At 63.9% G+C, this 12,560-nt stretch carries 8 protein-coding genes; 5 read left to right on the forward strand and 3 right to left on the reverse strand.

The window, feature by feature from the left end:
* A complete protein-coding gene (locus tag LG385_RS07290) occupies positions 1-960 on the reverse strand; it encodes an AAA family ATPase (protein WP_225773632.1) in 960 nt (319 codons plus the stop codon).
* Positions 961-1,090: 130 nt separating this feature from the next.
* Positions 1,091-2,089, reverse strand: coding sequence for a GTP 3',8-cyclase MoaA (gene moaA / locus LG385_RS07295; protein ID WP_225773633.1), 999 nt, complete (start codon positions 2,087-2,089; stop codon positions 1,091-1,093).
* A 311-nt stretch (positions 2,090-2,400) separates the two neighbouring features.
* On the opposite strand from moaA, the gene tpx reads away from it, so the two are divergent.
* The 5 genes from tpx (at position 2,401) to LG385_RS07320 (ending at position 12,108) form a co-directional block, all read left to right on the forward strand.
* Positions 2,401-2,901 (forward strand): thiol peroxidase, encoded by a 501-nt coding sequence (gene tpx, locus LG385_RS07300; RefSeq protein ID WP_225773635.1) that lies wholly within the window; start codon positions 2,401-2,403, stop codon positions 2,899-2,901.
* A gap of 165 nt (positions 2,902-3,066) precedes the next feature.
* Positions 3,067-4,365 carry an MdtA/MuxA family multidrug efflux RND transporter periplasmic adaptor subunit gene (locus tag LG385_RS07305; RefSeq protein WP_225776191.1) on the forward strand — a complete coding sequence of 433 codons (1,299 nt, stop codon included), beginning with the start codon at positions 3,067-3,069 and terminating at the stop codon, positions 4,363-4,365.
* Positions 4,362-7,550 carry an efflux RND transporter permease subunit gene (locus tag LG385_RS07310; protein WP_225773637.1) on the forward strand — a complete coding sequence of 1,063 codons (3,189 nt, stop codon included), beginning with the start codon at positions 4,362-4,364 and terminating at the stop codon, positions 7,548-7,550. Before LG385_RS07305 ends, LG385_RS07310 begins: the two co-directional genes overlap by 4 nt.
* Positions 7,547-10,654, forward strand: coding sequence for an efflux RND transporter permease subunit (locus tag LG385_RS07315; protein ID WP_225773639.1), 3,108 nt, complete (start codon positions 7,547-7,549; stop codon positions 10,652-10,654). The genes LG385_RS07310 and LG385_RS07315 overlap by 4 nt, the downstream gene beginning before the upstream one ends.
* On the forward strand, positions 10,651-12,108 hold the full coding sequence (locus LG385_RS07320) for an efflux transporter outer membrane subunit (protein WP_225773641.1): 1,458 nt from the start codon (positions 10,651-10,653) through the stop codon (positions 12,106-12,108). Before LG385_RS07315 ends, LG385_RS07320 begins: the two co-directional genes overlap by 4 nt.
* A gap of 63 nt (positions 12,109-12,171) precedes the next feature.
* Here the strand turns inward: LG385_RS07320 and LG385_RS07325 are convergent, their stop codons facing one another.
* On the reverse strand, positions 12,172-12,504 hold the full coding sequence (locus tag LG385_RS07325; RefSeq protein WP_225773644.1) for a hypothetical protein: 333 nt from the start codon (positions 12,502-12,504) through the stop codon (positions 12,172-12,174).
* Positions 12,505-12,560: the final 56 nt, after the last annotated feature.

Below are 12,560 nucleotides of genomic sequence, written 5' to 3' on the forward strand. Positions count from 1 at the left end.
TCAGGCCACCGCGACCACGTCGAGAATTCGCTGGATAACGCGATCCTGATCCACCCCGGCGGCCTCCGCTTCGAAGGAAAGGATGATGCGATGACGCAGCACGTCGAAGATTACCGCCTGGAGGTCTTCGGGGCTGACGAAGTCACGCCCGGCCAGCCAGGCATGGGCCCGGGCGCAGCGGTCCAGGGAAATGGAGCCCCGCGGGCTGGCGCCATACGTCAGCCATTCGGCGAGCTCGGCGTCGTACTTTGCCGGGGTACGGGTAGCCATCACCAACTGCACCAGGTACTCCTCCACTGCGTCGGCCATGTACAGGCCGAGAATTTCCTTGCGCGCGGCAAAGATCGCCTGCTGGCTTACCCGGCGTTCAGGTTTGGTTTCGCCATTGAGGGCTTCGCCACGGGCCTGCTGGAGAATCCGCCGTTCCACCGATGCGTCGGGGAAGCCGATTTTCACGTGCATCAGGAACCGGTCCAGCTGCGCCTCGGGGAGGGGGTAGGTACCCTCCTGCTCAATCGGGTTCTGCGTGGCCATCACCAGAAAGAGCGGCGAAAGGTCGTAAGTGCTGCGGCCAACACTCACCTGGCGTTCAGCCATGGCTTCAAGCAGCGCCGATTGCACCTTGGCCGGTGCCCGGTTGATTTCGTCGGCCAGTACCAGGTTGTGGAAAATCGGCCCTTGCTGGAACACGAAGCTGCCGGTTTCCGGGCGGTAGATCTCGGTACCAGTGATGTCGGCAGGCAACAGGTCGGGGGTGAACTGGATGCGATGGAACTGGGCTTCCACCCCTTCGGCCAACTCCTTGATGGCTTTGGTCTTGGCCAGCCCCGGCGCGCCTTCCACCAGCATGTGGCCGTCGGCAAGCAGCACGATCAACAAGCGATCGATGAGTTTGTCCTGGCCGAGGATCTGGGTAGAAAGAAAGGTGCGCAGCGCGATCAGCGCTTCACGATGTTCCATCGGTGGGTTCCTGAATGGCCTTGAGGCCGCTGGCATGGAAAGCGGGCACCCGGCGGGGTGTCGAGGGCCATCATTTTAATGCAGCCGGGGCTTAAAGGATATTCCGTTGCGCTTGCCCGCCCCGCTGGGCTCAACCGCCGGTCATGTTCATGAAGCGCACTACCTGCACATCATCATTGAGCTTGAACTCGTGGCGCAGCGGCTTCAGCGCCATGGCGTCCACAATGGCCCGTTCCAGGCGCTCGGGCTGGCCAGGGTTGGCGCGCAGCACGGCCTTGAGGTCTACGGCGTGTTCGTTGCCCAGGCACAGCAACAGCCGCCCCTCGACGGTAAGCCGTACCCGGTTGCAGGTGGCGCAGAAGTTATGACTGTGCGGCGAGATGAAGCCTATGCGGCTGTTCGGTGCCTCGGCCACCCGCCAGTAGCGCGACGGGCCGTGGGTGGTGTCCGTGGCGGGCATGAGGGTAAAGCGTTCGCCGATACGGGCGCGCACGTCGTCGCTGGAAAAGAAGGCCTCGGCACGGCTGTGCTCGGTGATGGTGCCCAAGGGCATTTCTTCGATGAAGCTGATATCCAGGCCACGGTCGATGGCGAACTGCACGAGGTTGTTGATCTCATGATCGTTGCGGCCTTTCATTACCACGCAATTGAGCTTGGTATGGGTAAAGCCCGCTGCGTTGGCCGCATCAATGCCGTTGATCACCTGCGCCAGGTCGCCGGTGCGGGTGAGCTCGCGGAAGCGATCGGGATCGAGGCTGTCCAGGCTGATGTTCAGCCGGCTCAGGCCTGCGTCACGCAATGGCTGGGCGAGCCGGCCAAGCTGTGATCCATTGCTGGTCATGCACAGTTCCTGCAGGCCGGGGAGGGCGGCGATCTTCGCGCACAGCTCCACAATGCCCGCGCGTACCAGCGGCTCGCCACCGGTGAGGCGAATCTTGCGGGTACCCAGCGCCACGAAGGCGCGGGCCATCTCGTGGAGCTCTTCAAGGGTGAGAATGCGCTGGCGCGGCAGGAACTGCATGTCTTCGGCCATGCAGTACACGCAACGGAAGTCACAGCGATCCGTGACCGACATCCGCAGGTAGTCGACCCTTCTGGCAAAACTGTCGGTGAGGTACCGCTGCGCCATCTGCGCCTCGCTTGGAAAGTGTGCCGCCTGGCCACGGCCTCGGGAATCGGCTACGGCCTGCACCCCTACAGGGTACGCCAGGCCAACCGAAACAGCATCCCTTGCACGAACAGGTTACGACCCGGAGGGGCAAGCGTCTAATTGCTGGTTGCAATGGGCTGATAGACCGCCTTGATGGGCGGGGGTTCTGTCCGAAGCGGCGCAGGTGTGCCCGGGCTGTCAGATCCGGCCACATTCCGGCGATGGTGGTACCCGGCTATTCATGGTTAACTCGCCGCTTCCCATCCACCTCCTATAGAAGGAAACAGTCCATGGCTCAAGTGACCCTCAAGGGCAACCCGGTCCGCGTCGACGGCCAGCTTCCCCAAACCGGCAGCCAGGCGCCGGCGTTCACCCTGGTTGCCGGGGACCTCAGCGACAAATCCCTTGCCGACTTCGCTGGCAAGCGCAAGGTGTTGAACATCTTCCCAAGCGTCGACACGCCCACCTGCGCCACTTCCGTGCGCAAGTTCAACGAGCAGGCCAGCACCCTGGAAAACACCGCGGTACTGTGCATTTCCGCCGACCTGCCGTTCGCCCAGGCACGTTTCTGCGGTGCCGAAGGCCTGAGCAATGTGGTCAACCTGTCCACCCTGCGCGGCCGTGAGTTCATCGAAGCCTACGGCGTAGCCATTGCCGAAGGCCCGCTCAAGGGCCTTACCGCGCGCGCCGTGGTGGTGCTCGACGAGCAGGACAAAGTCCTGCACAGCGAACTGGTCCCGGAAATCGGCCAGGAGCCGAACTACGAGGCAGCGCTGGCTGTTCTGAAGTAAGCCCGCCGGCGGCGCGGCCTGTTCGCCGCGTCGCCACCGCCTGCCATTACCTTGTACGGTTTGGTAACGTCTTGTTGCCAATACGTAAAAGACCGGTAAATGCGCTTTGCGAAACACGCCCAAGTGCTTATCGTTCAGCGTCCTGAAGGAAAGCTGAGCCGCACCATGGTCGATCGTTCGCAGCAAACACGTTCCCCTCTGATCAAACGCGCCTTGCTGGCGCTATTGCTGCTGGCGTTGGCTGGCGCTGCCCTGTGGTACTGGAATCACCGTCAGGCCCCGGCCGGGCAGGAGCAAGCCAAGGCCCAGGGCCATGCCCGCCGGCCAGGTGGCAACCCGATGCGCCCCGGTTTTGGCGGAGATGCGGCCGGGCCAACTCCCGTTCGGGTGGGCACGGTAACCGTGGGGGAGTTCCCGGTATACCTCAAGGCGCTGGGCACGGTTACCGCACTCAATACCGTGAATGTGCGTACCCGCGTAGCCGGTGAGCTGGTCAAAGTGAATTTCCAGGAAGGGCAGGCTGTGAAAGCCGGCGACCTGTTGGCGCAGATCGACCCCCGCAGCTACCGCATCGCCCTGCAGCAGGCCGAGGGCACGCTGGGAGAGAACCAGGCCCAACTTAAAAATGCCCAGGTGGACTTCAAGCGTTATCGGGACCTGTTCGCTCAGGACAGCATCGCCCGGCAAACCCTGGACACCCAGGAAGCGCTGGTGGCGCAGTACCAGGCCACGGTAAAAACCAACACCGCAGCGGTGGAAGATGCTCGGCTGAACCTTCAATTCACCGATATCCGCGCGCCGCTGTCAGGCCGGGTAGGGCTGCGTCAGCTCGATGCCGGTAACCTGCTGGCCGCCAACGACAGCACCGCCGTGGCCGTGGTCACCCAGATGCAGCCGATCAGCATCGCTTTCACGTTGCCCGAAACCCAGATCGACCCCGTGCTTGCCCAGTACCGCAACGGGCAGAAGCTGAGCGTGGAGGCCTGGGACCGGGCCGACCGTGAGCTGGTGGCCAGTGGTGTGCTGGCCAGCCCCGACAACCAGATCGACACCTCTACCGGCACCCTGAAGTTCAAGGCCCGCTTCGACAACAAGGACGAACGGCTTTTTCCCAATCAGTTCGTGAACGTGCGGTTGCTGGTCAACACCCTGCACCAGGTAGTGCTGGCACCCAGCGCCGCAATCCAGTTCGGTACCGATGGTACCTTCGTGTACGTGCTGGAAGGGGAGAACAAGGTGCGGGTGCGCCAGCTGAAGGTGGGCGCCAGCGACGGCAATTCAACGGTGATCGAAAGCGGGCTGGCCAAGGGTGACCGCATTGTGCTGGAAGGCACCGACCGGCTGCGCGACGGCAGTGAGGTGGAAGTGGTGAACGACAACCGCGCGTTGCCGACAAGCCCCGGGGAGCACCTGCAAGGCACCACGCCGAGCGAAGCCGCTGGTCCGAGCAAGGCTGGCGCATGAACCTCTCTCGCCTGTTCATTCTCAGGCCCGTCGCTACCACCTTGAGCATGCTGGCGATCGTGCTGGCCGGGCTTATTGGCTGGCGGTTGATGCCCGTGTCCGCGTTGCCGCAGGTCGATTACCCCACCATCCGGGTGATGACCCTCTATCCCGGGGCCAGCCCTCAGGTGATGACCAGCGCGGTAACTGCTCCGCTGGAGCGCCAGTTCGGGCAAATGCCGGGGCTGGAGCAGATGGCATCCACCAGCTCGGGTGGGGCCTCGGTCATCACCTTGCGCTTCAGCCTGGCGCTGGACATGGACGTGGCCGAGCAGGAAGTGCAGGCGGCGATCAACGCGGCGAACAACCTGCTGCCCAACGACCTGCCAGCGCCACCGGTGTACAACAAGGTCAACCCTGCCGACACGCCGGTGCTTACCATTGCCATCAGCTCACGCACCCTGCCGCTGCCCAAGGTCAACGACCTAGTGGACACCCGCATGGCGCAGAAAATCGCGCAGATCGGCGGCGTGGGCATGGTGAGCATTGCCGGTGGCCAGCGCCACGCGGTGCGCATCAAGGTCAACCCGCAGGCGCTGGCCGCCGCCGGGCTCAGCCTGGCCGATGTACGCACCCTGATCGGCGCGTCCAACGTGAACCAGCCCAAGGGCAACTTCGATGGGCCCACGCGGGTGTCCATGCTGGACGCCAACGACCAGCTGCGCTCGCCCGAGGAATACGCCAGCCTCATTCTGGCTTACAAGAACGGCGCGCCCTTGCGCTTGCGCGACGTGGCCGAAATCGCCGACGGCGCGGAAAACGAGCGCCTGGCGGCCTGGGCGAACCGCAACCAGGCGGTGTTGCTGAACATCCAGCGCCAGCCCGGCGCCAACGTGATCGACGTGGTAGACCGTATAAAAGCCGTGTTGCCTACCCTGACGGCGAGCATGCCGGCCGGCCTGGACGTGACCGTGCTCAGCGACCGCACCCAGACCATTCGCGCCTCGGTGCACGATGTGCAAACCGAGCTGTTGTTCGCCGTGGCACTGGTAGTGATGGTCACCTTCCTGTTCCTGCGCCGTCTCAGCGCTACGCTCATTCCCTCGATCACCGTACCGCTGTCGCTGATCGGCACCTTTGGCGTGATGTACCTGGCAGGCTTCTCGGTCAACAACCTCACGCTTATGGCGCTTACCATCGCAACGGGGTTTGTGGTGGATGACGCCATCGTGATGCTGGAGAACATCGCCCGGCATATAGAGGAGGGGGAAACGCCCCTGCAGGCGGCCATCAAGGGCGCCCGACAAATCGGTTTTACGCTCATTTCCCTCACGTTCTCGTTGATTGCCGTATTGATTCCCCTGTTGTTCATGGGGGATGTGGTTGGCCGGCTGTTCCGCGAGTTCGCTATCACCCTGGCCGTGGCCATTCTGATTTCGCTGGTGGTGTCGCTCACCCTCACGCCGATGATGTGCGCCCGCATGCTCAAACGCGAACCGCCGGAGGGTGAGCAGTCGCGCTTCTACCGCGCCAGTGGTGCGTGGCTGGATTGGCTGGTGGCCCGCTATTCCACCGGGCTTGCCTGGGTACTTCGGCACCAGCCGATTACCCTGCTGGTCGCCGTGGCCACTTTGGCACTCACCGTGGTGCTGTACCTGATCGTGCCCAAGGGTTTCTTCCCTGTGCAAGACACGGGGTTCATCCAGGCGGTTTCCGAGGCACCCCAGGCGATATCCTTCCAGGCCATGAGCGAGCGCCAGCAGGCGCTGGCCGAGATCATCCTGCGCGACCCGGCAGTGCAGAGCCTGTCGTCCTATATCGGCGTGGACGGCGACAATGCCACGCTCAACAGTGGCCGCCTGCTGATCAACCTCAAGCCGCACGCCGAGCGTGACCTCAGCGCGGAACAGGTGATCGCCCGGCTTCAGCCGGAAGTGAACCGGCTGGTGGGGGTGCGGCTGTTCATGCAGCCGGTGCAGGACCTCACCATCGAAGACCGGGTCAGCCGCACCCAGTACCAGTTCAGCCTGGCCTCGCCGGACGCCGAACTGCTGGCCCAGTGGACCGGCACGCTGGTGGATGCCCTGCGCGAACGGCCGGAGCTCAAGGATGTGGCCAGTGACCTTCAGGACAAGGGCCTGCAGGTGTACCTGGACATCGACCGCGACGCCGCCATGCGCCTGGGCGTGAAGGTGTCGGACATCACCAATGCCCTGTACGACGCTTTCGGCCAGCGGCAGATATCCACTATCTACACTCAGGCCAACCAGTACCGGGTGGTGCTGCAGTCGGCCGATGGCGGGCGAATCGGGCCGCAAGCGCTCGAACAGCTGTATGTGAAAGCGTCCTCGAGCACCAGCGCCAGCACCAGTAGCGACACGCAGATGGCCAGCGGCACCGGCTCGTCGACAAACAGCACCACTGAAACCAGCACCGATACCAGCGGCACCCAGGTGCGGCTGTCCAGCCTGGCGCGGATCGAGCAACGGCAGGCTCAGCTGGCGATCTCTCATTTGGGCCAGTTCCCGGCGGTCACGCTGTCATTCAACCTCGGCGACGGCGTATCCCTGGGCGAGGCGGTGCAGGTAATCGAGCAGGTGCAGCGCGACATCGGCATGCCGCTGGGCGTGCAAACCCAGTTCCAGGGCGCGGCCGCGGCGTTCCAGGCTTCGCTCTCCAGCACCTTGCTGCTGGTACTGGCAGCGGTGATCACCATGTACATCGTGCTGGGCGTGCTGTACGAGAGCTACATCCACCCGATCACCATCCTGTCCACCTTGCCCTCTGCGGCGGTGGGCGCGCTGCTGGCATTGCTGTTGAGCGGCAAGGACCTGGGGATGATTGCGATCATCGGCATCATCCTGCTGATCGGCATTGTGAAAAAGAACGCCATCATGATGATCGACTTCGCCTTGGAGGCGGAGCGCGGGCGGGGCCTGGCACCGCAAGATGCGATCTTCGAGGCAGCCTTGCTGCGCTTCCGGCCCATCCTGATGACGACACTGGCCGCGTTGTTTGGCGCGGTTCCGCTGATGTTCGCGACCGGTTCCGGCGCCGAACTGCGCCAGCCGTTGGGCCTGGTCATGGTAGGCGGGCTGTTGGTGAGCCAATTGCTTACCCTGTTTACCACCCCGGTAATCTACCTGTGGTTTGACCGCACCAGTCGACGCTTCACCCGCCGCGGCAGCACCGAGGTGCGTGCGTGAACCTCTCCGGCCCGTTCATTCGTCGCCCTGTGGCGACCTTGCTGCTCAGCCTGGCGATCATTCTGTTAGGCGGGGTGAGCTTCGGTCAGCTGGCGGTAGCGCCACTGCCTCAGATGGATTTCCCGGTGATCGTGGTCAGCGCCAACCTCTCCGGTGCCAGCCCTGAGGTGATGGCGTCTTCGGTGGCCACCCCGCTGGAGCGAGCCTTCGGGGCGATCTCCGGAGTGACCAGCATGAACAGCCGCTCGAGCCAAGGGTCCACCCGGGTGATCCTGCAGTTCGAGCAAGGCCGCGACATCAACGGCGCTGCCCGGGACGTGCAGGCGGCGATCAACGCCTCGCGCAATTTGCTGCCCAGCGGCATGAAAAGCATGCCCACCTACAAAAAGATCAACCCCTCCCAGGCGCCGGTGATGGTGCTGGCGCTCACGTCCCCGGCATTGGAAAAAGGACGCCTGTACGACCTGGCATCCACCATTCTGTCGCCGACGCTCGCCCAGGTGAGCGGGGTAGGGGAGGTGCAGATCGGCGGCAGCTCGCTGCCGGCGGTGCGGATCGAACTCGAGCCGGCGCGGTTGAACCAGTACGGCATTGCCCTGGACGACGTGCGCGCGGCCATCGACAACGCCAACGTGCGCCAGCCCAAAGGCTTTGTGGAAGACGCGGACCGCGCCTGGCAGGTGCAGGCCAACGATCAGCTGGAGCAGGCCAAGGACTATCGCCCCTTGGTGATCCGCCAGCAGGATGGCGCCATCCTGCGCCTGGGTGACGTGGCCCGGGTGAGCGACAGCGTGGAAGATCGCTACAACAGCGGCTTCTACAATCGCCAGGATGCGGTGCTGCTGGTGATCAACCGCCAGGCGGGCGCGAATATCATCGAGACGGTGGAGGCGATCAAGTCGCACCTGCCGGCGTTACGCTCGCTGCTGCCCGCAAATGTGCAGCTGGACGTGGCCATGGACCGTACCACGGTGATCAAGGCTACCCTGCACGAAGCCGAGCGCACGCTGCTGATCGCGGTAGTGCTGGTAGTGCTGGTGGTGTTCCTGTTCCTGGCCAATGGCCGGGCAGCGCTTATTCCCACCCTGGCCGTGCCGGTGTCGCTGATCGGCACCTTCGCAGTGATGTACCTCTACGGCTTCTCGCTCAACAACCTGTCCCTGATGGCGCTTATCCTGGCTACAGGGTTGGTGGTGGACGATGCCATCGTGGTGTTGGAAAACATCTCCCGGCATATCGACGAAGGCGTGGCACCGCTGCGGGCGGCCTACCAGGGCGCCAAGGAAGTGGGCTTTACCCTGCTCGCGATGAACCTCTCGCTGGTAGCGGTGTTCCTGTCCATCCTGTTCATGGGCGGGATCATCGAGAACCTGTTCCGCGAATTTTCCATTACCCTCGCCGCGGCAGTGGTGGTGTCGCTGGTGGTGTCCCTCACCCTCACGCCCATGCTTTGCGCCCGCTGGCTGAAGCCGCGAGCACCAGGCCCGAAAAGCCGGCTGGAGCGCTGGAGCGAGGCTGCCAACGAGCGCTTGATGGCCGGCTATGGCCGAACGCTGGGCTGGGTATTGCGCCATCCCGTGCTCACACTGCTGTCGTTGCTGGCGACCATTGTGTTGAACGTGGCGTTGTACGTAGTGGTGCCCAAGACGTTCATGCCGCAGCAGGACACCGGCCAGCTGATGGGCTTCATCCGGGGTGACGACGGGCTGTCCTTTACGGTAATGCAACCCAAGATGCACCAGTTCCGCGACGCTATCCTGGCCGACCCTGCCGTGCTCAGTGTGGCCGCCACCCTGGGCGGCAACAACGGCACCAACAACGCCACCATCCTGGTGCGTCTCAAACCGTTGGCCGAGCGCAGGGTGTCGTCCCAGCAAGTGATCGAGCGTCTGCGGCATACGGTGCCGAAGATCCCTGGCGGGCGGTTGATGCTGTTCGCCGACCAGGACCTTCAATTCGGTGGCGCCAGGGACAACGCCAGCTCCCAATACCAATACATCATCCAGAGCGGCGACCTGGCCGTTTTGCGTGAATGGTTCCCCAAGGTGGTGACGCTGTTCCGCTCTCTGCCCGAGCTCACCGCCATCGACGCCCGGGATGGTGCCGGTACCGCGCAAGTGACGCTGGTGGTCGATCGCGACCAGGCCAAGCGCCTGGGGGTGGACATGAACACGGTGATGACCGTGCTGAACAATGCCTACAGCCAGCGGCAGATCTCCACGATTTACGACAGCCTCAACCAGTACCAGGTGGTGATGGAGATCGACCCGCGTTACGCGCAGGACCCGATCACCCTCGATCAGGTTCAGGTGATCACCAGCAGCGGCAAGCGGGTGCCGCTGGCTTCGATTGCGCGCTACGAGAACAGCCTGGCGGATGACAGCGTGAGCCACGATGGGCAGTTCGCGTCCGAGGCCATTTCGTTCGACCTTGCCGAAGGTATACCGCTGGACCGCGCCACCGCCGCCATCGAGCGCGGCCTGGCCGGGCTGGGCATCCCCGATGAGTTGATCGTGAAAGCGGGCGGCAACGCCAATGCGTTCATGGACTCTCAAAAAAGCCAGCCATGGATGATCCTTGGCGCGCTGGTAGGGGTGTATTTGATCCTGGGTATTTTGTACGAAAGCTATATCCACCCGCTGACCATTCTCTCGACGTTACCGTCCGCGGGGGTAGGCGCGCTGCTGGCGATCTACCTCACGGGTGGCGAATTCAGCCTGATCTCGTTGCTGGGCCTGTTCCTGCTCATCGGTGTGGTGAAAAAGAACGCCATCCTGATGATCGACCTGGCGTTGCAGCTGGAGCGCGAGCAGGCGCTGGCGCCGCTGGAGTCGATCCGCCAGGCCTGCCTGCTGCGGTTGCGCCCGATCCTCATGACCACACTGGCGGCAGTTCTCGGGGCCTTGCCGTTGTTGCTGGGCAGCGGGGACGGCGCCGAAATGCGCCGGCCGCTGGGCCTGGCAATCATTGGCGGGCTGCTGCTGAGCCAAGTGCTTACTCTCTACACCACTCCGGTGGTTTATCTCGCCCTCGACCGTTTGCGCCATCGGTATAACCGCTGGCGCGGCGTGACCACCGACGCTGCCCTGGAAAGACCGCTATGACCGCACTTCCCACCGTTCAACCACGAGCCTTACCTTTGCGCTTGCTGGCCATTGCCTGCTGTGCTGGCTGGTTGGCTGGCTGCGCCGTGGGCCCGGACTATCAGCGGCCCAGCCTGCAAACGCCGGCCCAATTCAAGCAGGCCGAAGGCTGGCGCCAGGCCGCGCCGGCTGACGATCAGGCACGCGGCGCATGGTGGGGTATCTATCAGGACCCGCAACTCGATGCGTTGGTGGCCACCCTCGATCGCAATAACCAGACGGTGGCCCAGTACGAGGCCCAGTATCGGCAAGCCCAGGCACTGGTGCGCAGCGCACGGGGCGCGTTCTATCCCAGCGTGGGCCTGAATGTGGGCAAAACCCGGGCGGCGCAGGGCAGTGGCAGCAGCGGTTCGAGCCTGAGCAATGCCAGCAGCGGTATCCGTGATACCTATAACGCGCAGCTAGGGGTGAGCTGGGAGGCGGACCTGTGGGGCAAACTGCGCCGTGGCCTGGAAGCCGACACCGCCAATGCCGGCGCCAGCTTTGCCGACCTTGCGGCCATGCGCCTGAGCCTGCAGTCGGAGCTGGTCCAGGACTACCTGCAGGTCCGCGTGCTGGACGAGCAGAAGCGCCTGCTGCAAGCCACCGTCGACACCTATCAGCGCTCCCTCCAGCTTACCGAGAACCAATACCGCGCCGGGGTAGCGGGCAGTGATGCCATCGCCCAGGCGCGTACCCAACTCAAGAGTACCCAGGCTGAGCTGGTAGATCTGCAATGGCAGCGCGCGCAACTGGAGAACGCCATCGCAGTGCTGATGGGGCAGCCACCCGCCGATTTCAGCCTTGGCGAAGTAGCTACGGTTCCAGCGCTGCCCGATATTCCCGTGGGCGTGCCGTCCCAGTGGCTGGAGCGGCGGCCGGACATCGCCTCCGCCGAGCGCACAGTGATCGCGGCCAATGCTCAGATCGGCGTGGCCAAGGCAGCGTATTACCCCGATTTCACCCTCAGCATGAGCGGGGGCTACAGCTCGAGTACATCTTCGAATTGGCTAAGCCTGCCTAACCGCTATTGGTCAGTGGGGCCTGAGCTGGCCCTGACGTTGTTCGATGGAGGGCAGCGCTCCGCCGAAGTGGACCGCACCCAAGCCGCCTACGACCAGACCGTAGCCCAGTACCGGCAAACGGTGCTCGATGGCATGCGTGAAGTGGAGGATTACCTGAGCCAACTGAAGGTTTACGAGAACGAAGCGGTGCTACGGGACGAGGCATTGGCCGCGGCGCGGGATTCGCTGCGGTTGACCACCAACCAGTACAAGGCCGGGCTGATCGGTTACCTGGACGTGGTCACCGTACAGGCGACGGCGCTGAGCAACGAGCGCAGCGCGCTGAACCTGCTGCAAAGCCGGCTGCTGGCCAGCGTCAACCTGGTTGTGGCTCTGGGCGGTGGCTGGGACGGCGCTGTACCACCGCCATGAATCAGGCATAAAAAACCGGCCGTTGCGCAAGGCTAACGGCCGGGCTGTCATAGCAGGTGAGGATCAGCCGCCCGAGCCACCGCCGCCCGAGCCACCACCCGAACCACCGGCGCCGCTGCCGCCGCCACTGGATCCGCCACCGTCGCCCGCGCCACCACCGTCTGCGCCGCCGCCAGTGCCGTTACTCATGCCGCCGGTGCCGGTACCAGGGGTGCCCGGGGTACTCTGGCCCATGCCGCCGGCATCGCTGCCATTGCCGCCGCCAGTGGTAGAAGGGTTGGTGGTGTTGCCGCTGCTGGGCGCCGTCGTGTTAGTGGATTCTGCCGCCAGCGCGCCCACTGAAGTGGCGCCCAGCACACCGGCCAATACCAGGCCGGTCAGTGTTCTTATGTTCATGGGTGAATCTCCGCAATTGTGGGGATTACCCTTCTTTGGGTACGGCGCTGCGCTAA

The sequence above is a fragment of the Pseudomonas sp. Marseille-Q5115 genome, assembly GCF_916618905.1.
In the GTDB taxonomy this organism is placed as follows: Bacteria; Pseudomonadota; Gammaproteobacteria; order Pseudomonadales; family Pseudomonadaceae; genus Aquipseudomonas; species Aquipseudomonas japonica_A.